General features: G+C 55.0%; 25 protein-coding genes and 1 pseudogene. 15 read left to right on the top strand and 11 right to left on the bottom strand.

Annotated features, from left to right (window positions below):
• The first annotated feature begins 17 nt into the window (after positions 1 to 17).
• The gene (locus TURPA_RS01595) at positions 18 to 986 is read left to right on the top strand and encodes an NAD-dependent epimerase/dehydratase family protein (protein ID WP_014801530.1); all 969 of its coding nucleotides are present in this window, start codon (positions 18 to 20) and stop codon (positions 984 to 986) included.
• Positions 986 to 2,257, top strand: a complete 1,272-nt coding sequence (gene hisS / locus TURPA_RS01590) for a histidine--tRNA ligase (RefSeq protein ID WP_014801529.1) — start codon at positions 986 to 988, stop codon at positions 2,255 to 2,257. Before TURPA_RS01595 ends, hisS begins: the two co-directional genes overlap by 1 nt.
• Before the next feature lie 99 nt (positions 2,258 to 2,356).
• Here hisS and TURPA_RS22420 read toward each other — a convergent pair whose 3' ends face one another.
• A complete protein-coding gene (locus TURPA_RS22420) occupies positions 2,357 to 3,268 on the bottom strand; it encodes an outer membrane beta-barrel protein (RefSeq protein WP_169314389.1) in 912 nt (303 codons plus the stop codon).
• Positions 3,171 to 3,449 (bottom strand): hypothetical protein, encoded by a 279-nt coding sequence (locus TURPA_RS23265; protein WP_053332091.1) that lies wholly within the window; start codon positions 3,447 to 3,449, stop codon positions 3,171 to 3,173. The genes TURPA_RS22420 and TURPA_RS23265 overlap by 98 nt, the downstream gene beginning before the upstream one ends.
• Positions 3,450 to 3,826: 377 nt before the next feature.
• Here TURPA_RS23265 and kdpA point away from each other — a divergent pair.
• The 7 genes and pseudogenes from kdpA (at position 3,827) to TURPA_RS24200 (ending at position 11,794) form a co-directional block, all read left to right on the top strand.
• A pseudogene (gene kdpA / locus TURPA_RS01580) lies at positions 3,827 to 5,605 on the top strand (potassium-transporting ATPase subunit KdpA).
• A 23-nt stretch (positions 5,606 to 5,628) separates the two neighbouring features.
• A complete protein-coding gene (gene kdpB, locus TURPA_RS01575) occupies positions 5,629 to 7,815 on the top strand; it encodes a potassium-transporting ATPase subunit KdpB (protein ID WP_425358593.1) in 2,187 nt (728 codons plus the stop codon).
• Between the two features lie 19 nt (positions 7,816 to 7,834).
• Positions 7,835 to 8,266, top strand: a complete 432-nt coding sequence (locus TURPA_RS23930) for a potassium-transporting ATPase subunit C (protein ID WP_053332090.1) — start codon at positions 7,835 to 7,837, stop codon at positions 8,264 to 8,266.
• Entirely contained in the window at positions 8,227 to 8,409 is a 183-nt protein-coding gene (locus TURPA_RS24470) for a potassium-transporting ATPase subunit C (RefSeq protein ID WP_483756777.1), read from the top strand. The genes TURPA_RS23930 and TURPA_RS24470 overlap by 40 nt, the downstream gene beginning before the upstream one ends.
• Before the next feature lie 5 nt (positions 8,410 to 8,414).
• On the top strand, positions 8,415 to 11,096 hold the full coding sequence (locus TURPA_RS01565) for a sensor histidine kinase (RefSeq protein WP_014801527.1): 2,682 nt from the start codon (positions 8,415 to 8,417) through the stop codon (positions 11,094 to 11,096).
• 1 nt (position 11,097) lies between these two features.
• Positions 11,098 to 11,607 carry a response regulator transcription factor gene (locus tag TURPA_RS01560; protein WP_342612442.1) on the top strand — a complete coding sequence of 170 codons (510 nt, stop codon included), beginning with the start codon at positions 11,098 to 11,100 and terminating at the stop codon, positions 11,605 to 11,607.
• Positions 11,608 to 11,611: 4 nt separating this feature from the next.
• Entirely contained in the window at positions 11,612 to 11,794 is a 183-nt protein-coding gene (locus TURPA_RS24200) for a winged helix-turn-helix domain-containing protein (RefSeq protein ID WP_342612441.1), read from the top strand.
• On the opposite strand, the gene TURPA_RS01555 is transcribed toward TURPA_RS24200, so the two are convergent.
• From TURPA_RS01555 to bufA2, 5 genes are read right to left on the bottom strand one after another with little or no spacing between them, the layout of a single operon-like run.
• Entirely contained in the window at positions 11,772 to 12,770 is a 999-nt protein-coding gene (locus tag TURPA_RS01555) for a hypothetical protein (RefSeq protein ID WP_014801526.1), read from the bottom strand. The genes TURPA_RS24200 and TURPA_RS01555 overlap by 23 nt on opposite strands.
• A complete protein-coding gene (locus TURPA_RS01550) occupies positions 12,767 to 12,997 on the bottom strand; it encodes a hypothetical protein (RefSeq protein ID WP_014801525.1) in 231 nt (76 codons plus the stop codon). Before TURPA_RS01550 ends, TURPA_RS01555 begins: the two co-directional genes overlap by 4 nt.
• 2 nt (positions 12,998 to 12,999) lie before the next feature.
• Positions 13,000 to 13,557 (bottom strand): sigma-70 family RNA polymerase sigma factor, encoded by a 558-nt coding sequence (locus TURPA_RS01545; protein ID WP_014801524.1) that lies wholly within the window; start codon positions 13,555 to 13,557, stop codon positions 13,000 to 13,002.
• On the bottom strand, positions 13,536 to 15,107 hold the full coding sequence (locus TURPA_RS21230) for an MbnB/TglH/ChrH family RiPP precursor modification enzyme (protein WP_281054991.1): 1,572 nt from the start codon (positions 15,105 to 15,107) through the stop codon (positions 13,536 to 13,538). The genes TURPA_RS01545 and TURPA_RS21230 overlap by 22 nt, the downstream gene beginning before the upstream one ends.
• A 19-nt stretch (positions 15,108 to 15,126) precedes the next feature.
• On the bottom strand, positions 15,127 to 15,390 hold the full coding sequence (gene bufA2, locus TURPA_RS01535; RefSeq protein ID WP_014801522.1) for a BufA2 family periplasmic bufferin-type metallophore: 264 nt from the start codon (positions 15,388 to 15,390) through the stop codon (positions 15,127 to 15,129).
• 142 nt (positions 15,391 to 15,532) lie between these two features.
• On the opposite strand from bufA2, the gene TURPA_RS01530 reads away from it, so the two are divergent.
• Genes TURPA_RS01530 through TURPA_RS01520 form a run of 3 tightly spaced genes read left to right on the top strand, consistent with a single transcriptional unit; the run spans position 15,533 to position 19,158 of the window.
• Positions 15,533 to 16,831: a hypothetical protein gene (locus TURPA_RS01530; RefSeq protein WP_157210356.1), complete on the top strand. Its 1,299-nt coding sequence runs from the start codon at positions 15,533 to 15,535 to the stop codon at positions 16,829 to 16,831.
• 12 nt (positions 16,832 to 16,843) lie between these two features.
• Positions 16,844 to 18,016, top strand: a complete 1,173-nt coding sequence (locus TURPA_RS01525) for a hypothetical protein (RefSeq protein ID WP_014801520.1) — start codon at positions 16,844 to 16,846, stop codon at positions 18,014 to 18,016.
• Positions 18,013 to 19,158: a hypothetical protein gene (locus TURPA_RS01520; RefSeq protein ID WP_014801519.1), complete on the top strand. Its 1,146-nt coding sequence runs from the start codon at positions 18,013 to 18,015 to the stop codon at positions 19,156 to 19,158. The genes TURPA_RS01525 and TURPA_RS01520 overlap by 4 nt, the downstream gene beginning before the upstream one ends.
• 157 nt (positions 19,159 to 19,315) lie before the next feature.
• On the opposite strand, the gene TURPA_RS01515 is transcribed toward TURPA_RS01520, so the two are convergent.
• Together TURPA_RS01515 and TURPA_RS01510 are read right to left on the bottom strand one after the other, a co-directional pair.
• Positions 19,316 to 20,098, bottom strand: a complete 783-nt coding sequence (locus TURPA_RS01515; protein WP_014801518.1) for an MBL fold metallo-hydrolase — start codon at positions 20,096 to 20,098, stop codon at positions 19,316 to 19,318.
• Positions 20,099 to 20,103: 5 nt separating this feature from the next.
• The gene (locus tag TURPA_RS01510) at positions 20,104 to 21,849 is read right to left on the bottom strand and encodes an LIC_10091 family protein (protein ID WP_014801517.1); all 1,746 of its coding nucleotides are present in this window, start codon (positions 21,847 to 21,849) and stop codon (positions 20,104 to 20,106) included.
• A 175-nt stretch (positions 21,850 to 22,024) separates the two neighbouring features.
• Here TURPA_RS01510 and TURPA_RS01505 point away from each other — a divergent pair, with 175 nt between their 5' ends.
• From TURPA_RS01505 to TURPA_RS01495, 3 genes are read left to right on the top strand one after another with little or no spacing between them, the layout of a single operon-like run.
• A complete protein-coding gene (locus TURPA_RS01505) occupies positions 22,025 to 22,351 on the top strand; it encodes a hypothetical protein (protein ID WP_014801516.1) in 327 nt (108 codons plus the stop codon).
• Position 22,352: 1 nt separating this feature from the next.
• A complete protein-coding gene (locus tag TURPA_RS01500) occupies positions 22,353 to 23,870 on the top strand; it encodes a hypothetical protein (RefSeq protein ID WP_014801515.1) in 1,518 nt (505 codons plus the stop codon).
• A gap of 55 nt (positions 23,871 to 23,925) precedes the next feature.
• Positions 23,926 to 25,197, top strand: coding sequence for an MFS transporter (locus TURPA_RS01495; RefSeq protein WP_014801514.1), 1,272 nt, complete (start codon positions 23,926 to 23,928; stop codon positions 25,195 to 25,197).
• Here the strand turns inward: TURPA_RS01495 and TURPA_RS01490 are convergent.
• Positions 25,172 to 25,813: a class I SAM-dependent methyltransferase gene (locus TURPA_RS01490; RefSeq protein ID WP_041948227.1), complete on the bottom strand. Its 642-nt coding sequence runs from the start codon at positions 25,811 to 25,813 to the stop codon at positions 25,172 to 25,174. The two genes, TURPA_RS01495 and TURPA_RS01490, sit on opposite strands and share 26 nt — an antisense overlap.
• A 54-nt stretch (positions 25,814 to 25,867) precedes the next feature.
• Entirely contained in the window at positions 25,868 to 26,503 is a 636-nt protein-coding gene (locus tag TURPA_RS01485) for a HAMP domain-containing protein (RefSeq protein WP_014801512.1), read from the bottom strand.
• Between the last annotated feature and the right edge of the window lie 173 nt (positions 26,504 to 26,676).

The following is a 26,676-nucleotide window of genomic DNA, read 5'->3' as shown; positions in this document are numbered from 1 at the left end:
CTTTAGGTTCATAGCGCATGAAAATTTTTATTACGGGTGGCAGCGGTTATGTTGGGCGAAACCTGATTCGAGGCCTAAGAAAAAAGAAGCACAGCATTATCGCCCTGGCGCGCAGCGAAGCCTCAGCCGCGAAACTTCGGCAGCTCGGGGCCAAACCTGCGCTGGGTGATGTGCTCGATCATGCGGCCCTTGCCAAAGCGATGAAGGGATGCCAGGTGGTCATTCATGCTGCCGCAGACACCAACCACGGCGAGGGTACACCCGAACAAGAGCGCATCAATGTCGAGGGAACCCGCACCGTCTTTGCTGCTGCCCGTGAGGCAAAAGTCAAATTGGGAATTCACATAAGTACCGAGGCGGTTTTGGCCGATGGCAACCCGCTCATTCGCGTCAATGAATCGCACCCGATACCCGACCGCCATGCGGGCAATTATTCACGCACAAAGGCGCTCGCCGAAATCGCAGCGCTGGGTGAATCAAAGGGTAACCTTGCCGTTTGTGCCATTCGCCCGCGTTTCGTCTGGGGCCGCGATGATACCACCGCATTACCGCAATTGATCGATGCCGCCAACACGGGAAAACTCAAATGGATCGACGGTGGGCACTATCTGACTTCGACGACGCACATCGCGAATCTCGTGGCAGGTGTAGAGGCTGCCCTGGCAAAAGCAAAAGGAGGGGAGATCTACTTTGTCACCGACGGCGCACCCGTCTCGTTTCGCAATTTTGTGACTGAACTGCTCTCAACCCAGGGTGTCACCGCGCCCTCTGGCAGCGTGCCGCGCTGGCTCGTGCGGCTGGCATTGCATGTGACGACATTTATCAGCCGGGTCACCAGGGGGCGTATAAAGCCCCCGATGTCTTGGCAGGAGTATGGTACGGTGGCGCACGAAATGACAATCGATGACAGCAAGGCGAGGCGCGAATTGGGTTATCGGCCAACAATATCTGTAGAGAAAGGCTTGGCAGAGCTTCGCGTCAAATAATGGCACAGCTCTCGACACAACCCTATAAGGGCACGCGTGACTTTTTTCCCGAAGACATGCGCTTTCGTGAAGCGATGTTTTCAGTCATGCACCGGGTGGTGCGGTCGTATGGTTTTGACCAGATTGACGCTCCGATCGTCGAACCAGTCGATCTGTATCTCGCCAAAACCTCAGAAGAAATTGTCGGCCAGCAGATTTATTCGTTCAAAGACCGCGGCGACCGCCTCGTGGCAATTCGACCCGAGATGACACCGACGGTCGCGCGAATGGTGGCGCAGCGTTTTCAGCAAACGCCAAAGCCGATACGCTGGTATTCGATACCCAACGTCTGGCGTTACGAGCAGCCGGGCAAAGGTCGCCTCAGGGAGCACTGGCAGCTGAATTGCGATATCTTCGGTGCAGCATCAGAACAACTTGCCGATCTTGAGCTGTTGCAGCTCGCGGTCGATTTGCTGCGCGGCTACGGCGCAAGCGACGCGCACTTTAAAATCTATCTCTCACACCGCGCCATCTTGAATGGCGTGCTGGGCGATGAACTGCAGCTGCCGCAAGATAAATGGGCGAACGTCGCGCGCATGATGGATAAGCGCGCTAAAGTGAAGCCCGAAGCATACGCCGCGATGCTTGAAGCTGAGGGCGTCTCGGCGGGGCAGAGGGCAAATCTCGACCTTTTTCTGAATGACAAAATCGATTACCTGAAAGCCAGGCCGCAACTGGGTGGCGCGTCTTACATCGTTGAACTCATGCAGGCGTTGGAGAATCTTGGTCTCGGCAATTACATTGAATACGACCCTGCGGTTGTGCGCGGCTTTGACTATTATACCGGTATGGTTTTCGAGGTGTTCGATACGCACCCTGAAAACCGCAGGTCGCTTTTCGGTGGCGGTCGCTACAACAATCTTGTCGGCGCATTCGGCAAAGAGACGCTGAACGCGGTCGGCTTCGGAATGGGCGATGTCACGCTTGAAGATTTTCTGCGCACCCACCGATTGCTAAACGACCAGCCGCGCCAGGTAGAACTTTATATCGCGCTGCTCGACGAAAAACTCGCTGCTCACGCGCTTAAACTGGCGTCGCAGCTGAGGCAACGGGGCAAAACCTGCGAAGTTTCGCTCGGCGCAGCAAAACTAGGCAAGCAGATTCAAGAGGCCGAAAAAAAGCAGATTGCGCGGGTGATAATTTTGGGTGAAGATGAAGTCGCGAGCTCGGTATATTCGGTCAAGACCCTCGCGACGGGCGAACAGCAGAAGCTAACGCTCGAGCAAATCTGATAAAGCGCGTAGTCGCTGGCTACGCAAGCGACTTTGCTGCTTTTCGCTTTTGCGGTTTCGGAGGCCTGCTCACCGGCTGCTTTTTCAGAGAACTGCGAGTCAGATTTTCAGATTCATTGCCGCCGTGAAGAGGTGTTCTTGTGCCCGTGCGCCGTCGCTGTGCTGGAAGATGCTGTCTTTACTGAAAAAATTTCGGTACTCTAACCTCAGCAGATAATACTCCACAGGTTGATAGTTCAGGTTCGTGGTGAATCCGGCTACCTGAAAGCCGTTTTGTGTTGCGGTGTTGAGCAGAACCTGGTCTCTATCGAGCAAGTATTCGACGCGCGACGCTGCGTTCATATGATCGGTAATGAGATACCGTGCGTGCAAAGCGCCGGTATACCAGTGGCGATAGCCGTTATTTGCGGCATTCTTCTGCGCGCCGGCATCTGCTGAGAGCGCGAATTGCAGAATTCGAAATGGTGAGTATTGCAGTATCAGATTACTGTAGAACCGGTACTGGGTGGTCGCGTCATCGGGTGCGACATTGCCCGCAAAAGTGTTATGCACAACTTTCAGGTCTTTAAAAATTTCATAGCTGATTTGTGTGCCGAGACTCTTGTCCCGATTAGTCGGGGTAATGACCTGCCAGCCATTGAGAAGATGAAGCTGCAGATTGAGCTTCGCGGTCACTTCGTAAGACAGTCTTGCACCGGTGGAGTAATAGGGGGTATTGTCGGCCATCAGCGCACGGCTATAGTTCATATTGTTGTGCGACAGCCAGCTTTCAACGCCAATGTGACCGAAAAAAATACCGGCGTCAAGCCAGATTTTTCGAATAACCGGTAACCCACATAGGCCTCTTGCAGATTTCGGTGCGAAAGTTGATTCGAGTATTTGCCCGAAGTTGTTTCGAACTGATAATTCGCGTTTACCGAGGTGCCAAACTGCACCGCAACGCGGCCTCGTCCCGTTTGTCTTCGACCGAAGCTTCGAGGTGTGCAAGATTGATGTTGAACTCGCGGTCACGCGCAAGCTGCGTGAGGTATTGCCGGTCGCTCGTCGCAGGCCTGAATGCGCTCGCCGCAAAATACGTGTCAACGTAAAACCCGGCCTTGAGCGCCGGTGCGGCAGAGGGCTGAACAACCGAATCCGTTTGTTTAAGCTCAGTCGTCGCTGCCGGTTGGGCTGCGAGAGCCGCGCATCCCATTATTGCAACCACACAAGGTACTCGAAGTCTATGCAGCATATTGGCCTCCCGTTTGTTGCGGGCACTGACTTCACACAAGCGGCAGGTACTGTCAATAACATCGTGAACCGTGTTTCGGGTACATTTCGCCAGTACCTTAGCAGATTTTATACACGTTGTTGGGTTTTGTTAACGGCTTTTATGCGTGCGAACTGAACCCGTCGCGGCATATTCATAGGCAGAGAACGGAGCCTCACGGCCTGCAACGGCCTGCGGCAGTTCTCAGGGAGTAAATTTGGAAACCGAACTCGTGTTCGCAGCAATTACGGCAGTCGCGTTGCTTCTGTATCTCTCGTTCACCGTCGTGTGGCCCGAAATGTTCTGAGGAATATCTGAATATGAACCCAATAGACATTTTGCAGATATTGGTCTACTTCGCGGTGCTGCTCATATCGGCACCGTTCATTGGCCGGTATATGTCGCGCGTGTTTCAGGGCGACCGTACCTGGCTTACACCCGCATTGGCGCCGTGTGAAAGGTTGATCTGGCAGATTTCGGGTATCCATGCAGAATCTGGCATGAACGCGAAACAGTACTCCTCTGCACTGTTGGTTTTCAACATGGTCGGGTTCTTGGTCGTCTTTGCCCTGCAGCTGTGGCAGTCGCACCTGCCGCTCAACCCGCAGAAACTGCCCGATGTGCCTCTGCTGTTGGCACTTAACACGGCAGTCAGCTTCATGACCAATACGAATTGGCAGGCATATTCTGGTGAAAGCACCCTAAGTTATCTCGTGCAGTTGCTGGGGCTAAACGTGCAGAACTTTGTCTCGGCCGCAACTGGATTTACAGTATTGCTCGCACTTACCAGAGGTCTCGCCGGCAAGGGTTCTGAGTTACTGGGAAATTTTTGGGTCGACCTGACTCGTGCGATACTCTATGTATTGCTGCCGTTTTCTGTTATCTTCGCCGTAGCCCTCACGTCTCAGGGAGTTGTGCAGAGTTTTGGTGCGTACCAAGAGGTGGCGACGGTCGAATACCACCAAAAAGCATTATCTGAAGTCGCCAGGCATACCGCTACCGGCAAGCAGACACCTGTCGACGCGTCGCCTTTGGCGGCAGACGCCAGAACACAGTTGATTCCATTGGGGCCTGCGGCGTCGCAGATTGCGATTAAGCAGCTGGGCACGAATGGCGGCGGTTTCTTTGGCGTTAACAGCGCGCATCCGTTTGAAAACCCTACACCGCTCAGTAATTTTCTGCAGATGCTCGCAATTCTATTGCTTCCGGTGGCCTGCGTTGCGATGTTTGGCGAGATGATTCGCGCGAAAAAGCATGCTTACGCTGTGCTGACAGCCATGTTCGTAATATTTCTGGCCGGGTTTGCAGTGATGCTCTACTTCGAATACAGGGGAAATCCGTCTTTTGCTGGTTTAGCAAACTTCGAAGGCAAAGAACTCCGTTTTGGACTGACTAACAGCGTGCTTTGGGGCGCGGCGACGAGCGCGGCGTCAAATGGTTCGGTTAACGCAATGCACGACAGTTTTCAGGCTCTGCCCGGAATGATAGCAATGATCAATATCATGTTGGGCGAAATCATCTTCGGTGGAGTGGGGGCAGGCCTTTATGGTATGCTGACGCACGTGATCATCACGGTATTTCTTGCAGGGCTGATGGTAGGGCGCACCCCCGAATATCTCGGAAAGAAAATTGAGGCGCGTGAAGTTAAGCTGGCAATGCTCGCGATCGTTGCGCCATCGGCGGTGATTCTCATCGGGTCAGCCATCGCCTGAATCTCGCCGGCGGCGCTCACGAGTCTCAACAACAAAGGCCCGCATGGTTTGTCAGAAATTCTGTACGCTTTCTCTTCGGCGGCCGGCAACAATGGCAGTGCCTTTGCCGGACTCAATGCCAACACCAACTCTTTTAATACTGTGCTGGCGATTGCGATGCTTGTCGGGCGGTTCGCGGTGATTCTGCCGGTTCTGGCTATTGCAGGCAGCATGGCCGTCAAAAAAATTGCGCCGCAGTCTGCGGGCACTTTTCGCACCGACACTTCTGTATTTATCACGCTTCTTGTCGGTGAAATTGTCTTAGTCGGAGGTCTCACGTTCTTTCCGGCGCTTTCGCTCGGGCCGATTATCGAACATCTTCTGGCGCCGGCCGGGCGTCTGGTTTGAGGAGGACTCTCATGGTTGCACGAATTCAAAAAAATAAAAAGGGCATTTTTACGGGCCAGGTAATCCAATCTGCCCTCTGGTCTGCGTTGAGAAAATTTCATCCTGCCGTGCAGATGAAGAACCCTGTCATCTTTATGGTTACCGTTGGTGCGCTGTTCTGTACGGGCCTTTTGCTGCGCGACATGCTTCAGGGCAGAAGCTCGGGCTTCACCGCACAGATTACCCTTTGGCTTTATTTCACGACATTTTTTGCCAACTTCGCCGAGGCGATCGCCGAAGGGCGCGGTAAGGCGCGTGCCGACGCCCTGAGGCAGGCAAAGACGCACACCATGGCGCGTGTTTTGGTAAACGGCGCAGAACAGAAAATTCCGGCAGGTGAACTCACGCGAGGTATGGTTGTCGTCTGTGAGGCGGGCGACCAGGTTCCAGGCGACGGTGAAGTTATCAGTGGTATCGCTTCAGTCGATGAGAGTGCGATTACCGGCGAGTCAGCTCCCGTCATTCGTGAGTCAGGTGGCGACCGATCGGCTGTAACGGGCGGCACCAGAGTGATCAGCGACCGCATTGAGATACGCATCACTGCCGAACCCGGGCACTCGTTTCTCGACAAAATGATATCGCTCATTGAGGGTGCAATAAGGGCGAAAACTCCCAACGAAATTGCTCTGACGATTCTGCTCTCGATTCTTTCGATCGTCTTTTTGCTTGCGGTCGTGGCGATCTTGCCTTACGCGCGCTTTAGCGAGGCTCAAGGCGGCATTGCGGGTGCCAGCGAGGCAACGTCGATACCCTTGCTGATAGCGCTGCTCGTGTGCCTCATACCAACGACGATTGGAGGTCTGCTTTCGGCGATCGGTATCAGTGGCATGGGCAGGCTCATGCGAGCCAATGTGCTTGCGACATCGGGCAGGGCGATTGAGGCTGCCGGTGACATCGACGTTCTGTTGCTCGACAAGACCGGCACGATCACCCTTGGCAATCGCATGGCGTCAGAGTTCATACCGGCCACGGGAGTCGATGTCTGGCGGTTGGCAGATGCGGCACAGCTTGCATCGCTCGCAGACGAAACCCCCGAGGGACGCTCGGTGGTTGTGCTCGCCAAAGAAAAATTTAACTTACGGGGACGCGAACTGCTCGCGCAGCACGGCAACTTTGTACCTTTTAGCGCCGTGACCCGTCTTAGCGGCATCGACATACCGATGACCGAGGCTAACCCTGAGCGCATAATACGCAAAGGGGCAGCCGAAGCCGTGCGCGCCCTTGTGTTGTCGCGCGGCGGAGTATACCCTGTCGAAATCGGGCGTACTGTCGAAGACATCTCGCGTCGGGGAGGCACTCCGCTGGTTGTTGCTGAAAACAAACAGGTTCTGGGTGTCATTCATCTCAAAGATACAGTTAAACGCGGGCTGCAAGAGCGTTTTGCCGATCTGCGTAAGATGGGCATACGCACCATAATGATCACCGGTGACAATGCGCTGACGGCCGCCGCCATTGCTGCTGAGGCCGGCGTCGACGACTTTATTGCCCAGGCGACACCCGAAGCAAAGCTTAGGCGTATTCGTGATGAGCAGGCAAAAGGCCATCTTGTTGCGATGATCGGTGACGGCACCAACGATGCTCCCGCTCTGGCGCAGGCAGACGTGGGTGTAGCGATGAACAGCGGCACGCAAGTGGCGCGTGAGGCCGGTAACATGCTCGATCTCGATAGTAATCCCACTAAGCTCATCGAAATTGTCGAAATCGGCAAACAGCTTTTGATAACTCGCGGTGCGCTGACGACGTTCAGCATTGCGAATGACGTTTCGAAATACTTCGCAATTTTGCCAGCGCTATTCGGTGGACTCTATGCTTCGACGAAGTTTATCCCGAGCGGAGTCGAGGGGCTCAGCACGGGTGCTGCGACTTCGCTCTGGAAGCCAGAAACCGCAGACGGTCTCATCACCAGTACTTCGGCGGCAGGTCCGCTTGCGGCGCTCAACATCATGGGGCTGCAATCGCCAGAAAGCGCAATCTTGAGCGCAGTTATTTTTAATGCGCTGATCATCATCGCGCTTGTGCCGCTTGCGCTCAAAGGCGTGAAATACCGCGCCGAGGGTGCCGATCGCGTGGTGCTCAAGAACCTTCTGGTTTATGGGCTCGGCGGCCTTATTACTCCGTTTCTCGGCATCAAGCTGATCGATATGGCGATCACGGCGATGCATTGGGTTTGAAAGCGCAAAAGGAGGATTAATGAAACCCACAGAATTTTTGATTGCAACAAAATTGCTGCTCGTCATGACACTCGTCTGTGGCGGGCTTTACCCGCTGCTTGTCACCGGCATTGCGCAGCTCGCATTTGCTGAATCGGCCAATGGCAGTCTCGTGCGCAACGACAAAGGCGAACCGATTGGTTCTTCGCTTATCGCTCAGCGCTTTCGCGGTGAAGATTATTTTTGGCCGCGGCCGTCAGCCGGCGATTTCAGCACAGTGCCCTCGGGCGCGTCGAACAAGGGCCCGACCAGTGCCGACTTGAAGGCGTCGGTCGACGCGCAGCGAATCGCGCTGCAAAAGACGGCTTCTTTAGCGGGCGAGGCGCCGCCGGCAGAGCTGCTTTTGGCTTCGGCGAGCGGGCTCGACCGCATATCAGCCCGCGCGCGGCGCGCTTTCAGGTTGAGCGCATAGCTCGGGAGCGAAAATTCGACTTTGCACGAAAGGCATCGCTTTACGCGCTGATTGCAAGCATGACAGAGGGGCCTCAATGGCAGTTTCTGGGTGATGAGCGGATCAATGTTCTATTGCTGAACCTGGCCCTCGATAAACTTTGATCGGCATGTCTTATCAGCGCAAAGGCCATTTTCGACCCGATGCCGATTTGCTTCTTTCGGCAGTCAACAAGACCGAGACCGAACGGCGGGGTAGACTGCGCATTTTCTTTGGCATGGCCGCCGGAGTCGGCAAGACGTGTGCAATGCTGCGTGCGGCACACCGCCTCAAAGATGAGGGGGTTGATGTCGTGCTCGGTTTCGTCGAAACGCACGGCAGAAAAGACACCGCGGTGCTTATGGAAGACCTTGAACTTATACCGCGGGTTTCGCTGCCATACCAGAATGTTTTGCTTGAAGAGTTTGACCTCGAGGGCGCTCTGCGCAGAAAGCCGCACACGATCGTTGTCGACGAATTGCCACACACAAACGCTCCCGGTTCACGGCACCCAAAACGCTATCAGGATATTCTGGAACTGCTCGACGCCGGAATCAATGTGATGACTGCCTTCAACGTGCAGCACCTCGAAAGCGTCGCCGATTCTGTCGAAGCAATTACCAGCGTGCACGTACAAGAACGAGTGCCCGACAGTTTCGTCGACATGGCCTCTGATATTGAACTGGTCGATCTGGTACCCGAAGAGCTGATCAGGCGTCTTGAAGAAGGTAAAATTTATGCGGCCGATAAGGCTGTTCTGGCAGCCAATAACTTTTTTCGCAAGGGAAACCTGACTGCACTGCGAGAGATGGCGTTGCACTTTACGGCGAGCTTTGTCGACAACGAACTGCAGCATTACCGTACGCTGAAAAATATCGGTGAAACCTGGAAAACTGCCGAGCGCATACTCGTAGCTGTCAGCCCCAGCGCGAACGGCGAGAACCTGATTCGCCTCGCCAGGCAGCGCGCGTTCGAGCTTAAAGCAAGGTGGATAGCCGTCTACATTGACTCAGGGGCGAGCCTAAAATCTGAAGCGCAAAAATCTCTGGCTCAAAATATGAGCCTCGCGCGCGAGCTGGGCGCCGAAGTCATTTCGGTACGAGACACTGATGTTGTCACCGGCATTCTGCGGCTGGCAAGGCAGAAAAACATTACACAGGTGATCGTGGGCAAGCCACCCGATACGTTGTGGCAGCGGCTGACAGGCCGCTCGATTCTCGATCGGCTCGTCAGATCGAGCGGAAACCTCGAAATACACGCTGCTGGTGTGGCGGTGCGCAGCAAGTCTGCAGCAGATTTTTTGTCTCTGCAGAATCTGACTTCTTCGCGCAGGCAGTATCTAGCTGCGATAGCCACAACCTGCGCCACCACGCTCATCTGTATGCCGTTTCTCGAGACCATCGGCTATTCAGCGGTTTCGCTCATCTACCTCACCGTCGTCATCGTGCTCGGCCTTTTCGTCGGGCGTGGGCCACTGGTTCTTGCGGCGGCGATCAGTGCCTTGGGCTGGGATTACTTTTTTATTCCCCCCAAATATACCCTGCACGTCGCTCAGCTCGAAGATTATCTGACTCTCATCATCTACTTTGCTGTCGCCCTCGCCATGGGTACGCTGATGGCGCGGCTGCGCCAGCGCGAGCGTGCGCTCATGGCACGTGAAGAGCGGGTCGCTGCGGTCTATAGCTTCTCGCGTCTGCTGAGTCGTTCAACCAGTCTCGACGAAACCTTGCAGAATTGCATCGAATTTATCGCACAGTTCTTCGGCGCCCGCGTTTCGATAAATTTGCGCGAAAAGAGCGGCAAGCTGGCGCTTGAACCAGCCGCCGCCAGTACCCGGCGCATCAGCGCGAAAGAGGCGAGTGTTGCCTTCTGGGTGTTTGAGCACAAGAAACCGGCCGGCCGCTACACCGATACGCTGCCGCTCGCCGCTGCAACGTATTATCCGCTCATTTCGACTGGTGGCATTGTGGGCGTTCTGGGGCTACGCTTGCCGGCAAAGGCTCGGCTGACACCCGATAAAGAAGAGATTTTATTCGCGTTTGTCAACCATGCAGCAATAACGATTGAAAGAGATTTTCTTGCTTCGGAGCGCCGCCGTCTGCGGGTGGCCGAAGAATCGGAAAAACTGCACGAGGCGATTTTGAATTCGATCTCGCATGAACTGAGAACTCCCATTGCTGTAATTTTGGGGGCAGTCTCGGCGATGCAGCTTAAATCGACGGAAAACAATTTCGCTGTGCAGAGCGAATTGCTCAGCGAAGTGGATATTGCAGCGCGAAAGTTAAATGTGCTGGTCAGCAACCTGCTCGACATGAGTCGAATAGAAGCCAACAAGATGCGTCTCAATCGCCAGAGCTACGATCTTCGCAATACCATTACTGAAGCGACTGAACGGCTGCGTTCTGAAATCAGAAACGCGAGCCTGAGTGTTGACTTTCAGGGTGACGATTTTACCTGCGAGTGCGACAATACACTGTTGCAGCAGGCAATCATGAATATTGTCGTGAATTCTGTATTGCATAATGAGAACGGTGTTGCTATTCAACTGACCTGCAGTGCTACTGAACCCGGGAATCTCACGGTTGTCATATCAGATGATGGTGTCGGCCTGCCACCCGAACTCATCGACAGCGTTTTTGATAAATTCGTGCGTTCTGCTCAGGCGAATTCGGGAGGTACAGGCTTGGGGTTACCCATTGCGAAGGCAATCGTTGAGTTGCATGGCGGATCTATCACCGCATCGAACCTGCCGACCGGAGGGGCCTGCTTTAGACTCACTTTGCCCCGATGCATACCCACGGGAGAGAAATAAATTGGCCGCGATACGTGTACTATGCATTGATGACGAAAAACAAATACGCAGGCTGCTGAAGCTCGGGCTCGAGGCAGAGGGTTTTGTCGTCACCGATGCGACAAACATCTCAGAGGGGCTCGACGCGGTCGTCAGGCAGAAGCCCGATCTGGTGCTGCTTGATCTTAACCTTCCCGACGGTTATGGCCTCGATCTATTGAAGCGCATTCGCGAATTTTCAGAGGTGCCTGTCATTGTCTTATCGGTCAAAGATCTCGAGGCAGACAAGATTGCGCTGTTAGAAGCCGGTGCAGATGACTACGTAACCAAGCCCTTCGGCATGGGCGAACTGCTCGCCCGCATGCGGGCAATTTTGAGGCGCAACACAGTAGTGTCAACATTGCCGAAATACAGCGCGTTGGGCCTCGAGATTGATTTTGAGATGCGCGAAGTGACTGTGCATGGCCAAAAAATTCACCTCACCCCCCACCGAGTACAATTTGCTGTGTCTGCTCGCAAAGAACGCCGGTAAAGTTGTGACCACGCAACAGATCATGCGCGAAATCTGGGGGCCAGGCCTTGCAAATGAAACGGACTATCTCAGGGTCTACGTCACGACGCTGAGAAAAAAAATCGAATCGATACCCAATGCGCCCCAGCTCTTGATCAACGAGCCTGCCGTTGGCTATCGGCTGGCTACCGGCCCGGCAGTCGAATAATCTTCGTGTCTTTGCCCAGCTTCTTGCGCGCGTCGAAAATTAAGCGCGCACGCGAAAACGGCTCTTCTTCTTTCTCGGGGCTGGTCTCAAAAGCGGCGACGAGACAAAGCGACTCTGCCTCTGTCCAGAATGGGCGCTGTGCTTCGGCGTAAAAAGACTCCGATTTGCCAAAAAGTCGCGCAGATTCAGAAAATATGAAATCCCCCTTTTCATTCTTAAGATTCAAGAGTTTGTAGTTTCGCTCGACAATTTTGAGGTCGACGAGGCGCAATTCTGAGAAATTTCTCAGCGTACTCGCTGCCAGTATTTCGACCGCGTTTATTCCGTGCAGATCATCAGGATTCAGAAGTGCAACGCAGGTGGCGTCGATCGCCAGATTGGCACGACCCGTGTAAGCGTTCAGACGATCGCTGACTGCCTTGCCGGCCAGAACCCGGTAACGGTGAATTGCATGCACGGGGTTTGCGAGCGCAGCAATGAGCAGGGCAAGAAAAATGAGGCTCATGATACATGCTGCGGATTGCAGCTTTGTTGCGATACCTGCACCTTCGGATAGCCGCAGCTGGCGCAGCAGCGACAGCGCTTGCGCGGCGAGAGCAAGACCGAGTGACCACAGCAGAAAAGCCTCGCCCAGAAAGACTGCTGCGGCAAGTGGCAGCAGCATAAAGACTCTGAATGCCAAAGATCTGCTGCCAGCCAATGCGCCCGTCATGAGCATGAGCGTTACCCACAACCAACGGCTGCCGGTGAATTTAATCGCCGCCAGCAAAGCCGTTACCGCAGGCGCAGCAAAACCAAAGCCTTCAATGAAGTGCGCATCACGAAAGCGGTAAAAAAAAGCGACTTTCAGATCTAAGCGCCCCTGAGCCGCGAGGTCGAAGGTATTTTCCCATGGCGTGCCGAGAAATGCCACATACGCGGCAGCGCAGGCATAGGGCAGGTAGAGCCAGGCTGAGCGAAGCGATGCAGTTGTCATTGCACCGGCTTTTCAAATCTGCTGGCGATTTCTTGCCGCAGCCCGGCTGGCATTTTGGCGTCTGCTTCTTGCCGCCGTAGCTGCCGGCTGATCGCCCCGAGTTGGCGCGTGAATCGGCGGCAATAGATGCAGAGCACCCAATGGATTGCCATGCCGACACGCGCTTTAAAAGAAGGCTTTTCATCGCGGGCAGTTGAGGCATGTCTGGTATATTCTGAGCAGTTCATATTTAATTCTCTGTACCTTGAAAGCCCGCTTCTTCGAGGCAGCGGCGCAGGTGCAGCCTCGCCCGGTAGAGCATCACGTTAAGATTAGTCGCCGTCACACCGATCGTCTTACAGATTTCTGGCGTGGAAAATCCCTCTAGTTCGCGCAGCGTCAGCGCGATGCGCATAGGTCCCGGCAGGTGGCCGATGCAGCGCTTCAGATGCTCTGCGAGCTCGGCGCCCTCGAGTTCTTCAAGCGGGGTTTTGGCCCAAGAACGCGGCGCCCGCTGCTTTTGCCAATGGCCGTGGCTATCAAAACTTTCGCTTTCATCGTTCATCTCAGGTGCCTCGTACGGTATTTCGCGCGAGCGGCGCCTGAAGACATCGATAATTTTGAACTTGAGAATACCGATCAGCCAGGTTCGTTCGGCAGACCGACCTTCAAAGCCGGCGCTGCCCTTGATCGCCGCCAGCAATGTCTCTTGAATGCAGTCGGCAATGTCGTCGTCGTTGTCGAGACGCTGTCTGGCAAACGCATACAATGCGTCACCGTGTTTAGTCAAGAGGTCGTCTGCCTGCATGCGAGCACCCCGGCGACGCCGAGCACCTGAAAGAGCTTCTTCACCTCTTGCGGCGGCAACCAGTTTTCACGCTCTGCGCGCGCGAGCACGGCGCCGAGACGAACGGGCTTCATCAGATGACGTACAAATCGGTGCTGGCCGGCGCTGAGCGGCACGGCTTTGACGGCGAATGCGTCGCGGTAGCAAAGCAGGCGCTGCATGCCCGGCTGCGCGGCCGGCAACAGCACAACGCGACCCGCACGCACCGCGACGTAGCTCGGGCTCGCAGACCAGATTCGCGTGGTCGGCGCCAGAAAAACTTTTTTCTGCAGAAGACCTGATACGCCTTCGCGAAGCATCGCGTGAAAAATCTCAAATTGTATCATGTCGAGTTCTGCCAGCTTTTGCCACTCTCTCTTGCTTTCGTAACGCGTTTTCAACCAGCGTGGCAGATTATTGCCATAGAGCGCCAAATCTTCGTGTGTCGAAATGTTTTCGTCAATGAACTCTTTCTGAATTCTCTTCGCTTTGCGCTCACCCAGGGTTTTAAAAAGTAGAGGAAACTTGTCGGCGAGCGCACTCGTCAGACGAATCTGGTAGGCGTCGCGGTAAACCTTTTGCGCCGCGCGGGGCGAGAGCGTGCCGCAGTGCGTCTCTGCAACCGAAGCGGGGAGCGTATAAAATGTCCGTTGCCATTCGGCAATCGGCTGCGGTTCGGTGGCGATTACATTTCGCTGAGATTTGCTGGGCATCGCCAGAGGCGAATTAAACCGCGACGGCATGCTGACCGGTGTCGCGCTCGCGAGTCGCTGGGTTTCGCGCAGCAGACTTTCAAAGCCAGGTATACGGTCGTCGCGCTCGAGACTAAACCGCTTCTCGCCCAGGTGGTACCTTGCTTCGCGAAACAGGCGCACCACCGGGGCGTGTACCTTTTCTGCATGCGTGTCAAAAAGATGCGTGTGCATGTCGGTGAACCCGGCGAGGTGGTACTGCACGACATAAGCCGGATTAATCTCTCTCACAAACCGGCGCGCGTTAAAGCGAAAATTGGCCGCGTTCACATAAATATTGTTGATGTCGAGCAGCAGCCTGCAGCCACTTTTTTCTGCGAGTGTGTTCAGAAATTCGGGTTCGGGTATCTCGTTGGCCGGGTGCTCACGGTAGGCAGAGATGTTTTCGAGTACGAGCTGCCGTTTCAGATAAGTCTGCGCGTGGTCGATATTGGCGATCACCCGGCGCAGCATCGCCTCAGTTCGCGGCAGCGGTAGCAGTTCATGGTATTGCCGCCGGCGAAAGCGCGAGAAACACAGGTGATCTGAAATCTGAAAGGGTGCGATGCGCAGAGCCAGCTCACGAATGCGCTGCAGGTGCTTTGGGTTCAGACCCTCATAGCTGCCTATCGACAGCGCCACGCCGTGCAATGCAACGGGATAACGGGCGCGTATTTGTTCGAGCACGTAAAGCGGCGCGCCCTGCGTGCTGATGAAGTTTTCGGTAATGGCTTCGAACCAGCCGACGTTGGCCGTCGGCTGGCGAAGCAGATAGTCAAAATGCCGGGTTCTGAGTCCCAGCCCGGTCAGTTCGTTCGTCTCACATCTCCATCGACATCGGCTTAAATTTGCCCTTCTTGGCCTTGCATTGTGCTTCAGTCATCTTTTTCCAGCCCTGGCCTTTGCAAGCGTTCTGGCCACCGCAGCCGTGGTCTTTGTTTCCGCAGTCACCCTGGCCTTTGCAGCCATTGATACCGTGGCATTCGCCTTCGACAGCTTTCGCTTTGCCTTCTTTCGCTCCGACGCCGCCTGCAAGTGCAAGACCCGCCAGCGCCGCGCCCATTAATAAGTTTGTTTTTTTCATGAGTTCTCCCGTGCTGGCCGCTGTGCAGCCGGCACCGAGTGTGCATGCCGTGAACGTGGGTGGTGCGAAAAGAAAAAAGTACAAAAGTGCAGCTTCAATTTGGTGGCCGCTGCATGTGCCTGCAGAAATAATAGCCGAGACAATGAAATTGATTCGTTTGATTGGGATATCCCCCTTACTCGCGCTGCTGCTAATTCTGGCGGGCATTTCGCAGAACTGTACTGCAGGCGGTAAACGTGCGGCAGCGGCTTCTGACCCAAACGCGGGCAGGGTCGCGGTGCCCGATGCTGCCGAACTTGCGAAAATGCCCGGCATTGAGACAGTGCTCGCGCACCCTATTTTGCCACAGCACCGCGAGCTCTATTTTGACTGCATTGAAAACAGCGCTGGCATCACGGGGCTCAGGGCCCAGTTTGCTGAATTTGATCTTTTCCCGAAAGCACCGCACAATGACCGGGAGTTCTACCTCGCAGAAGAGGCGGGCTGGCCGTTTGTTGTCGGCTACCATGGGCGTTCGCGCATGCAGCCAGGCCGAACTGTGCTCGTCGGTCTGCGCGGTGAAGCCTCGGGCTTTCATAAGTCAGCCGCGACCGCTTCGTTCTTGCGCCTTTACCAAGATCTGCCAGCCGCCACGCTCGTGACCGTCGATGAATATCGCTACGTCGACAAGGCGACCGGCGGCAAAAAACCGCTTGCGCCGATCTGCCATCGCGGCAGATATCCCGATCGCTATATCAATACCGAATCGCCCGGATTCGAGAACGACGGTGGCAAACGCCTGCTCTGGCGCCTGACTGCGCACCGAAATCCGGTAATCATCGTTTCTTACAGCAACGCGACCACTCCACGCAACCAACTGCTCGATCGCAGAATAAGAAAAGGGCAGCAGTGGGATTTCAAACACATTAAAGACTATAAGAGCTTTCTCGGCGAATATCTGTTAAACACGAGTTTTCCCGAGGGCGTTTATCCCTTTATCAAGGGCTTTATCGACATGGAAGGCAATTACGAAGTGAATAAACCCTTCTGGGATATGCTTGCATACATCAAGCTCGAGGTAGAGCGCGACCCCGAAAAATTTTTTTATAGCGCGGCGCGCATTGACAAATACGATGCGTACGCAGGTCACCTGGCGATGATCGCGGCGCTCGACCTTACCGGCGTCGAAGATGCCGATGGCGTAATTCGCTTCACGAATGACCGGCAGAATGTGGTGCTCGATCTCGTCACAAACCCTTACGAACCTTTCTACCGCGGTACGTCAGGTGATATTCGCAAACTCACCCGCATGCAGGTTTATACGGGCAAACAAATCAAGCGGCCGCGCGCGACACACTTTAAAATGGGTGACTGGACAGTCGAGCGTGTGCTCACTACGACGAATTTTCTCGAATCGCTCAAACAGGCGCCTCTTGAAATCAGTCTGGCACGCATTCAATAGCCGAGGTTTATCATGAGTGTCTCTCACGCGATAAAGACTCTGGTCTGGTTTTTAGCCACGTTCGCCGTTCACGCAGCGCCGCAGCTGACGAAGTTAAAATTTTCACAGCATATCAGCTCGCGCTATAGACCGATCGGTGATGCACATGTGGGTAAAATTTACGACTGCATCGATGAATCGCAGTCGGCAGCACCTGTTAAACTCAAGATCAGAAACAAATCATTCGACTACTTCGAACCTGCCGATAGTTTTTCACACTACCTCGGCGAATTTCAGGGGTGGCCGCTCATGGTCTCCTTTGGGGCAGATGCCGATGAAGCAACTAAGCGCACACTCGTTATACCCTTTCGCGGCGATACGTTCGGGTACCACAAATCTTTTCTGACCCCTGCCATCGTTGACTATGCAGCCAAAGACCCACAGAAGCTGCTCGTCTTTCCCGGTGAATTCATCTATGTGAAAAAACCACCCGCTGAGCGCGAAGAAGGCGTGATATTGCCCGTTATGTCTCTTTGCCATAACCGCTCTTATTGGTTTGGCAGAGTGGGGCCCGAGTGGCCCCTCATCGAAGAGAACGCCTGGCCGCTCTTTGCTGATTTGTTTCCGTTCGATGTCGACTATGAGTTTATCGCCTACAGCAATGGTACTGTAAGCCGCAATGCATTTCTGCGGCGCGAGGCGACGCACGAGATCGAATCTTACAAAACGGCGGATTTGAGCCCCAAAGAATATCTCGATTACTATGTCAAATATCACTCCCCGCCCCCGGCAGGGGCCAAGCGCATCAAGAGTCTGATCGACATTGAAGGCAATTTTCGTATCAGCGACGATCTGTTTGACCTGATCGCATTTATTCGCGACGAGATCATGCCCGAGAAGAGCCGCTCGTACTATTCCATTGTTCGGGTCGACAAACCCGATGCATTTCCCGTAAACGCCATCATGATTCGCGCACTCGAGCTCGAAGCGAGAGAGACAGCCGAAGGGGTATTGCGCTATTCGAACGCGCAGGGCAATGTGGTCATGGAGGTGCTCGGCCGCAACGGGCGTGAGCCCTATGGCAGCGGCGGCAATAATCTGTTAAAAACTACAAAAGTTGAACGCTACAATGGTTTGGTGAAGCGCAAGACCATTTCGCATTTTGGCATCATTGATTTTGCGCTGAAGCCGGGAGAAAGCCGTTGAAACATCTGGCGTTGCTGTTCTTCTTGGTTGTATTTCTTATACGCTGCAGCACAACCGCGAAACTGCAGGTTACACCTGAACACAGAAATTTCATCGCCCCCGTGAGCGATAGCAGCTACCGTAACACCAGCATCAAAAAGCTCTTTCACCGGCTTGAGGAAAAGGGCGATGTCATCTGCGAAATGATGTTCCAGATGCGGCCTTACGACGAGGCTGTCGCGCAAGAATTTTCGAAGACCCTCGACTTTCGCAAAGACCCTGAAGAGAAGTGGTATAACAACGTGTTACCGACGATGCTCGCGGGCTGTTTCAATTTTTTCAAAATGAACGACCGGGGCGTGCACAAAAGTTTCGCGCTCATCGAAGAGCTGTACCCAGAGGCGAAAGACTGTTACACGGTTGGCTTTACGCAGTTTTATATGATGTTTCAGCACATGCGGTGTAAGCGGTTTGCAGCAATTGATATCGATTGGCGAATTCTGAAGGCACATTACGATTTTCAAGAGCTCGTGCGGGCAAACGAACGGCAGGCCGATGCGATGGCACTGCTGCAACGCTTAGAACTGGGCTGGGTGGCGCATTTTGACATGCGCCCACCCAAGCGGGAACAGGTGAAAAACGAAGTCTCGCTCTGCATGGAGACTGAAAAGGTGCATTGCCGCAGCGCATTCGATCACTATGTGAGCCAGCAGCAATTGCCGAAAACCGAATTGGTTCTGGGGTTTATACACGACGCGAACCTGGCGCCGCGCGCAGGCGATGTCAGCGTCGTCTTCGCGAGTAACGCCCTCGACTGGGAATACACCAGCCGTGAGCAGTTCAATAAACTGCTCGAATCGGCGCGCGATAGTCTCGGCAAGCGTGAAAAGATCGCCATTGTTTACCAGGCGGGAGATTCTGAAGATATCGCGGTCTATGAACTCGCCACGAACGCAGAGGGGGTCTTTACGGCTACGGTGCGCTGCCGCGACAACCTGCGCTGGTCAGATCGGTACAAGAAGTACCTGCGCGGTAAGCCCATTTATACCTGGTTCGATGAGATCTACCAGCGTGACCAGTTGAAGCAGGCGCCTCGGTGCCATGCGGGTGGCACCAAAAGGTATAAGACAGATTTTTCGGCTGCGCCGAAAAAGACACCTTAACAGGCTCCGGAAAAACTCCCGCAAACGCGAAAAGCCTCGTCATTTGCGTCCGCAAATGACTGCTAAAGCGCGCCGTCGCTTGCAAGCAAGCGACTTTGCTGCTTTTCGCCTTTGCGGTTCCGGATGCCTGCTAACAGGTTCCTTTTTCAGGAACCTTTTAATCAAATAAAAAGATTTCAGGCGAAATCCACCTGCCGCCCGTCTTGTGGGGCTCGTGGCCTGTTAAAAGTCTTGTGTCAGGTCTAATTGACTGAATAAAGGCCCGGTTCTTATTTCTATCGAATGCCGCCGCCGCCGGCAGTCCAATGCCCTGATGACAGGCCTCGGCGAAATAGCATTCATCGCCGGTGAAGATTGTCGGCACGGGTTGCGCCCCGAGCCGCACGACGAGCGAGCCGCGCGTATGGCCCGCGATATGGATAGCCTCGAGCGCTGGGCCAATCTGCATGCCGTCTTGAATTTGTCGCAGCCGATTTTGGTCGCCGAGCGTCGCGAATACCTTTGTCAGCTGCGAAGATTCGGGTTTGGCCGCCTCGCTTGCGTGAACATAGACGTTGGCAGACGTGAAAAGCCCCACGTCGAGTGCGTGGTCGAAATGCGTGTGCGTCAAAATGACGGTCTGAATCTGCTGCGGCATAATCTGAAGCTGGCCAAGAATTTCACTCACAGGCTTGAAGCCACGCAGCGCAAACTTCTTCACCAGCGCCGGGTCGCTGAAGCCGCAGTCGATGAGCGTAAGACCGCCATCCGGTGACCTGACCAGGTATGCAAGCCAATGCATATAGACCTTGCCGTTCGTTTGCCGTGAATTGACAAGACGCGCGGGGTAGTCGCTTTCAGCATATTTGAGAGCGTAGACCTGGGGCTTCTCGCCGGGTTTTGTACCCGCGAGCTGGCAGCCGGCGAAGAGCAAACTGATCGCCAGCGCCGTGCGTTTCATCGGCGTCAGCGGTCTTGTTCGAGAATGCCCTTCGGTATCGCGCTGGGAATCTCAATCGTACTGAAATCAGCGCGTGTTTTTGAGACTACCCGGTGCATCTTGAAATAATCCATGTAATCGTAGTGGGGCAGCAGCAGCCGCTTCTGGTAGTTGTATGCCCCGTGCACAACGTAGTGCCAAAAGCCTTTGAAGCCCTTGCGATAGGTCGGGTGCCACGGGTATTCGTGCACCGAGCGAAAGGTAATCGAGGCTTCGTCGAAAGGCAGCGAAAGTATGTTCTTCTTGTAGTTTGAATCGTTGTAGGTATAGTTCCAGAATTCTTCTGCGTTGCTCGGGTAATACACACGAATCGGCACGCCGAGCGCGCGCGCAGATTTGCCGATCGAACGCATCGACTTGTCTTTCAGCATGTCGCCGGGTACAATCGTGATACGGTCTTGCGTGTAGAGCAGCCGAATATACCGGTAGTTGTCGGCAAAGCGTAACCATCCGAACTCCCCCTGTTTTTTGTCTGGCGCTGCGCTGGCCTTGTAGTGCTTCGACAGGCTCGCAAAGTTATTGCGGTAGACCTGCTGGATAAAATCGAGATCGTCGCGGTCTTTGTAATATTTCTCCAGAATTTCCAACGCTGATTTATTGTTCTTCTTTTCGAATTTCTGCAAAAATTCTGGCACAGTCGGTGATTCGAGCACCATTGCGCGAATAATGCGGTGCAGCGCATTGATGTTCACATCAAAGTCAAACAGCCACACGAAGCGGCTGCGCGCTGCGGCGATGTACGAATAGTTTGCATCGGCGGCGACGCCTGCATACCCACCCCCGAGGTTACGAATGTACGGCGCGAACTGGTAGTTTTGCGATTCGTTAGGAGTGAAATACGTCACGGGGTCTTTGCAGTGCGCGGGAGACGTAAACTTTTCTTTGCAGATCGGCTTGTTGAGCGTGTCGGTCGCCTCGAGGTTGTGCAGTAGCGCTCGCTCAGACGCGCTGAGCGGCGCCGGGTCGGCGAGCGGCGCCGGGGGCGACTTCAACATCCACGGAGGCGCAGCGGTTGACGGAGCAAAGTCTGATGCGCAGCGAAACGCGAGCTTGTCTTTGGTCGTGTGCGCCAGCGGCGTCACTTCAGCCGATTGCGGCGCAACAGTCTGCTTAAGCTTCAGACTCGCATTGCACGGGAAAACCCCGCTGCAGATGCCCATTGGGTTGGCCGGTTCACAGAGGTTGCGGTCTTTTTGTGTGCAGCTCGCACCCGGTGAAAGCGCCCAGTCGTTCGACCATTCTCGGTAGTCGGTGCGCGCGAATGCGGGGTCGGTCAACCCCGCTTTGAGTTCTGCGACCGTGGGCATGCGGCGACCCGCCCAGGCGCAGTACCGCATCGCAGCCTCGAAGTTTAGCCCCAGCGCGGGGGCGCTATCTGCCGCGAGGGCCTTGGGTAATTTCGCCGAATACGCATTCTTTTCGCAGTGCAGATCAGCGACGCACTTTTGGTAGTCGGCATTGGTGACGACGTTCTGGTCAATCGAAACCTTGCCCGAAACGGCGCCCGCAGGCAAATGGCGGGTGACCGCATCTGAAGACAGGCAAATGCCCTGTGAACCGGCACAATTGTCGGTGTCGTTAGCGGTATAGCGAAAGGTGGATTCGACAAGTTCTGCCGGCAGGCTCGCCTTTTTCTGCGAGGTGCTGCAATGTACCAGAAACAGTATCGGCAGCGCCATCTGCGCGGCATTCGCCAAACGAATAAAATGCATTCGTGCAGGCAGGGTAACGAACACACTCCGTCAAGGAACGTGCGATTGAGTAGCCCTTACAGCAACTCGCTGAATCGAGTTGCTGTAAGGGAAGCCGCGCAAAAACAGTAAACAGGGCAATCCGCATTTTTCTGTTTTGGCTTGACGTTTTGTGCGGCGCGCAATCAGGGTCGCTATGGTCGCTGAATTCGATCACGCGCAAGGTCAGCAGACCACGGTCGCCGTCGGGTATACACCCGCTCTTGCAGGCGAGCTCACGCCCGATACCCCGCCCGATTACGTCTTCGACCTGATACAGATTTCTATTCTCGCCGCCGCGGGCGACGTGAAGCAGCTGATAGGCGCCGTTGAGACCGCCCGGGCGCGCGGGGCTGAGAATCGCGAGATTCTGCGGGCGATGTTTCGCAGCGACGACGCATTCGGCGTGGGTGTCGAAAGCGAAGAGTTTAGGCTTATCGCCGAGTCTCTGCAAGCGGGCATCATTCCTGTTCCTTCTTTTTAAGATGCGTCGCCAGTGGCCGGTTTTGCTGCTGGCGTTGTCGCCGCTCTGCCGCGAGCCGTCGCTGCAGCTGTCGACCGATCACATTCGGCAAGGCAAACCTGTCGAGCTTGCCCATGACCAGGTACTGACGGGAATTTTTCCCAAAGGCGAGTCACGCATTGTGGTGCGCCTGACGCTTGGCGAACCACAGATGCTGCGTGCAGAACTTGCGGCCGCTGAAGGCAGCGACACCCGCATCGCCGTTTTTCAAAACAGCGACAGGCCGCTCGTGGTGGTCGACGACCGACCCGAAGGCGTCGGCGAAGAGGTGTCGCCGATCTTGCTGACGGCCGGTGAGGCCCGCATCGAAATTTCTGCGACGACGAGCACACCCGGTATGCTCAAGTTCTTTTACCGTCGCTTTCGGGCACCCGCAGATGTCGAACGCGAACCGAACCAGACACCGGCCACAGCGACGCCAATGCCGGGTCTGCATGCTTCGGGTTTTTACGGGCCAGACAAAAATTTGGCCGATGGTGAATCCAGTCCCGAACGAGATTGTTATGTGCACACGCCGCCAACCAGCGCGGGGTTTTTAGACGTAAGGCTCACCGCAGTCGATGGTATTCAGCCATCGTTATTCGTCTATGGCGGCAAACCTGCCGCGCCGCTGGCAGTCAGAACCGGCGTTTACGGCAAAGTGCTGCAAATAGCGGGCGTCAAAATTTCACAGCAAGAGAAAATCTACCTGTGCGTTACAGGCACCCGCCAGAGCGAAACCGTTAGCCGTGACTATTACGACCTGATTCTCGAATTTTCTGCACACCAGAACCGCAATGAGATAGAACCCAATGATTCAGCCAAAGCAGCTACCGAAATAACCCAGGGTGTGATCACCGGCGCCTTAAGCAGCCGCAATGATATCGACTATTTCGCCTATCTGAACCAGCGTGAATATTCCGTTTTGGTTCGCATTTCGCTCGAAAGCGCAGCAGCGGCACAACTGCGTCTTGCGTTGCAGCAGCGCAACGGCCTGACGAGAAACTACGAATACTCGGCGCCGAATTCAGAAGTCATCGAGAATGCCCGGCTCGAAGCGGGCGAAAGTCTCATCTTCTCGGTGCAGCCGCGGCGCGCAGCGAAAAAAACTTTGAAAGCTGCCGCCTATGAAATCAAGGTCAGCGAATCTCAGTTCAGCGATGAAAACGAAGCTGAGCCGAATGGCCAGGTTGAAACGGCCGATACCCTCATCGACGCGACGTATAAATGGGGATTTATCAATCCCCCGCAAGATGTCGACTATTACAGGCTGCAGCTGACAGAGAAGGTGCGCCGGCAACTTCGCCTCGAAAGCAAGCTCGGGTGTAAACTCAGCCTCGAGCACCTGCGCGCGGGTAAGATTGTGAAAGTTACCCGCGGTAAGGCGCCGCTGGTTTACGAGGCCGATTTTGCCTCAGATGACCTATTGAGAATTACCTGCGTCGACCTTTTCACACAGCCGGCAGAGCGCGCCTACCGCATTGCGCTGAGTGAGCCTTAGCGCGAGCTACCGGATTTTCTGGTTTGCGCGCGCTGCGGCAAAATAAGCCTGCGCAGTGAAGACCTCAACCACTGTTATTCTGGCACTGCCGATGCTGCTCGGGGGCTTTGTGCAGTTCGTCGTCTCACAGTTCTACCAGAAATTTGCAACCGATACCCTGCTGCTCGACAGCGCGATCATCGGCGCCATTTTTTTTGCGAGCAGGGCCACCGACGCGGTGCTCGACCCGGTTTGCGGTTATTGGTCTGACCGCCTGCGCAGACGCCGCGTTTTTATAGGTCTCGGTCTCTTCGCGCTGGCGGGCGGCCTGATTTTGGCGTTCTTGCCTGCTCTCGAAGTCTTTGCCGGCGCGACCACGGCGAAATATGCAATGGCAGCCGTCGGCATTTTTACCCTGTACCTGGGCGTCACGCTCGTTTATATTCCCCATTATGCCTGGCTTGCGGCGCTGCAGCGCGTACTGCCTAAATTGCCATTTTTTGCCTCGCGCGTCGTTACCGAAAATTTCGGTACTATTCTCGGGGGCGTTGCGCTGGGGCTGCTCGTGCCGCTGCAAGAAAAATCAGCGCCGATGCTCGTTTATGCCGTAGTGGCGATGCTGTTGCCGCTTGTGCTGGTCGGGTCTATACCTGTCATGTTATACAATGACCCGGTAACCCCGGTCGATGCGGCAGGGCATTCATTCAGCCGAGCACTCGCGAAGCTCGCCGAAAACCGACGCTTTGCGCTGGTGGCGGCGATGAGCTTCTTCAATCAATTCGCAGCGACGACGCTGCTGGCAGTCTCGCTTTACTACACCGACTATGTGCTCGGCAACAAAGAGCTGGGTGTAACCCTCGCTGTTGTGTTCTTGCTCAGCGCAACGCTTTTTGTGCCGCTGTGGTCATTGCTCGCGCGGCGCACGAGCCGTCTCAAACTTTGGATGCTGGCCCTCGCAGCGATTGTGTGCATTTTTCCCACGGTGCTGCTGACGCAGGCGGGTCACACCTGGTATCTGACTGTGTTCGCGGTACTGGTCGGTGGCTTTGCCGGTGCGGTGATTCTTTTCGTGCCGCAAGAGGTGGCGTTCACAACCGGCGGCAAAGATACAGAAGAAGGGCTTTATTTTGCAGCGTTCACCTTCGTGAACAAATCGGCCATGGCATGCGCGCCGCTTGTGATCGGTGTGGCACTCAGCCTTGCGGGTTACAACCCTGCACAGAGGGTGGCTTCTGTCGGGCAGACAATTACTCTTCTTTTTGTCGGCGTGCCCGCGCTGGCGTTTCTTATCTCAGCGATTTTGCTGAAAGCCTACACCAAGGCTACGCGCGCCGCAGCACCCAGGTGACAATCGGCTCGACGCCCGTGCCAACTGGCAGGCCATAGTTTGCTACCGTCTGTTCGGCCTTTAGGCCCACTGCCTTAGCCGCGTGCCTGATTTCGGGTTCAGTAAAAATACGCTGGTTGTGCTCTTCGCTGCCCCGACCGCTGACAGTCACAAGCGTTTGCAGAATACCTTTCACCCGGTCATATTGGTGAGAGAATTCAACTTCACCTGTGGCTGACCGCATCGATCGCAAGTGCAGAGTTTCTGCGCGCCCCGGCGTGCAGCAGTCGAAGACATAGACCGCGCCCGGTTTCAGTACGCGACCGATTTCAGATAAGTGGTGCGCAAGCGCGGCATTCTCTGGCAAATAGTTGATCGAAGCATTGGTCGCGAGCGCCAGGTCGAATATGCCGTCTGCGAGTGGCAAAAAGAGCGCGTTGGCTGCTGCACGCGCACCAGTCGCGTGTTCAAGCATCTTGGGTTCGATATCCAGCGCAAGATTCACGTGCCCATAGGCCATTGCTATCGGAGCCATCGGAGCATGGCCGGCAAAGAGTTCCAGAATATGATGTTTACCGGGTCGCCCGATCGAGTTCAGAGCGAACCTAAACCACGCGGCGTAGTCGATGTCGGCCATCACGGCCGCATATAATTCGGGCCAGAGCGTGTAGGGTCTTATAGCCGTGCCGGTCTATTGCAGTTTAAAATCCGCAATGGCTTCTTTAACCCCGCGGGCGAGGTCGTCGAGCTTCAAAAGCTGCTCTTTCTTTTCAGGCGGGGCTTCGAGCAGCATGGATTCGAGTGTATCGTGCATGAAGCGCGACATCTGGTCGATGCGGCGAATGCGCGACTGCAGTGAATCGAGCATATGGTTCAGCTGGTCGGCGGTCGCCCTCAGCTCGTCTTTTTCACGCAAGCGAATACGCTGTGTCAGGTCGCCGTGCAGCGCGTCTTCGAAAGTGCGCTGAATACGCATCACCGGCCCCGCGATGCGGTGAGAGAACAAGACAAACAGTATGCTGAGAGAGAGTGCCATCACCAGAGCGAGAGCGCAGAGAGCGAGCACGCCGTAGAGCTTTACCTTCTGAAAGACAAGACCCGAGGTGGCGTCGTTCCCGAGCGTGGTCGATAGTTTCTGAATCAGCTCGGCGGTATTCTCGAACTGGTACTCGCGCGCGATGCTGTTCACGGCGTACATGAAACCGAACGCCAGCACCAGCACAAAGATCATCAGAGGCACAACGGCCGTGACGATAAACTTGCCCTGAAATTTCAGATCGATGACATACTTACGTTTAAGGGGCGATGGACGCTTGGCTTCGGTCATATCGCAGCACTGAGCGTGCGCTTGCCGATGTCAACAGAGTTATAGATTGTTGTCCATCAAGTCGTCACCTGCGATGTGCGTAGAGCTGCAAGCGCTCAAGGCAGATTCCAAAACGAAGTGCGAAAGGGATAAAGTAATGTAAGGCCGCTCCCGGGTTTCGAGGTTGATTTGCG

Source organism: Turneriella parva DSM 21527 (genome assembly GCF_000266885.1).
Classification (GTDB): Bacteria; Spirochaetota; Leptospiria; order Turneriellales; family Turneriellaceae; genus Turneriella; species Turneriella parva.
The sequence above is the reverse complement of the archived record's forward strand: the minus strand, read 5'-3'. Positions and strand labels throughout refer to the sequence as shown.

Bases quoted from the DNA above. Each gene is read 5' to 3' on its own strand.
- TURPA_RS01595 (WP_014801530.1), top strand. From the start codon at position 18: ATGAAAATTTTTATTACGGGTGGCAGCGGTTATGTTGGGCGAAACCTG.
- hisS (WP_014801529.1), top strand. From the start codon at position 986: ATGGCACAGCTCTCGACACAACCCTATAAGGGCACGCGTGACTTTTTT.
- TURPA_RS23265 (WP_053332091.1), bottom strand. From the start codon at position 3,449: ATGGGATGCGCGGCTCTCGCAGCCCAACCGGCAGCGACGACTGAGCTT.
- TURPA_RS23930 (WP_053332090.1), top strand. From the start codon at position 7,835: ATGAAACCCACAGAATTTTTGATTGCAACAAAATTGCTGCTCGTCATG.
- TURPA_RS01565 (WP_014801527.1), top strand. From the start codon at position 8,415: ATGTCTTATCAGCGCAAAGGCCATTTTCGACCCGATGCCGATTTGCTT.
- TURPA_RS01555 (WP_014801526.1), bottom strand. From the start codon at position 12,770: ATGACAACTGCATCGCTTCGCTCAGCCTGGCTCTACCTGCCCTATGCC.
- TURPA_RS01550 (WP_014801525.1), bottom strand. From the start codon at position 12,997: ATGAACTGCTCAGAATATACCAGACATGCCTCAACTGCCCGCGATGAA.
- TURPA_RS01545 (WP_014801524.1), bottom strand. From the start codon at position 13,557: ATGCAGGCAGACGACCTCTTGACTAAACACGGTGACGCATTGTATGCG.
- bufA2 (WP_014801522.1), bottom strand. From the start codon at position 15,390: ATGAAAAAAACAAACTTATTAATGGGCGCGGCGCTGGCGGGTCTTGCA.
- TURPA_RS01530 (WP_157210356.1), top strand. From the start codon at position 15,533: ATGAAATTGATTCGTTTGATTGGGATATCCCCCTTACTCGCGCTGCTG.
- TURPA_RS01525 (WP_014801520.1), top strand. From the start codon at position 16,844: ATGAGTGTCTCTCACGCGATAAAGACTCTGGTCTGGTTTTTAGCCACG.
- TURPA_RS01515 (WP_014801518.1), bottom strand. From the start codon at position 20,098: ATGAAACGCACGGCGCTGGCGATCAGTTTGCTCTTCGCCGGCTGCCAG.
- TURPA_RS01510 (WP_014801517.1), bottom strand. From the start codon at position 21,849: ATGCATTTTATTCGTTTGGCGAATGCCGCGCAGATGGCGCTGCCGATA.
- TURPA_RS01505 (WP_014801516.1), top strand. From the start codon at position 22,025: ATGGTCGCTGAATTCGATCACGCGCAAGGTCAGCAGACCACGGTCGCC.
- TURPA_RS01500 (WP_014801515.1), top strand. From the start codon at position 22,353: ATGCGTCGCCAGTGGCCGGTTTTGCTGCTGGCGTTGTCGCCGCTCTGC.
- TURPA_RS01490 (WP_041948227.1), bottom strand. From the start codon at position 25,813: ATGGCCGACATCGACTACGCCGCGTGGTTTAGGTTCGCTCTGAACTCG.
- TURPA_RS01485 (WP_014801512.1), bottom strand. From the start codon at position 26,503: ATGACCGAAGCCAAGCGTCCATCGCCCCTTAAACGTAAGTATGTCATC.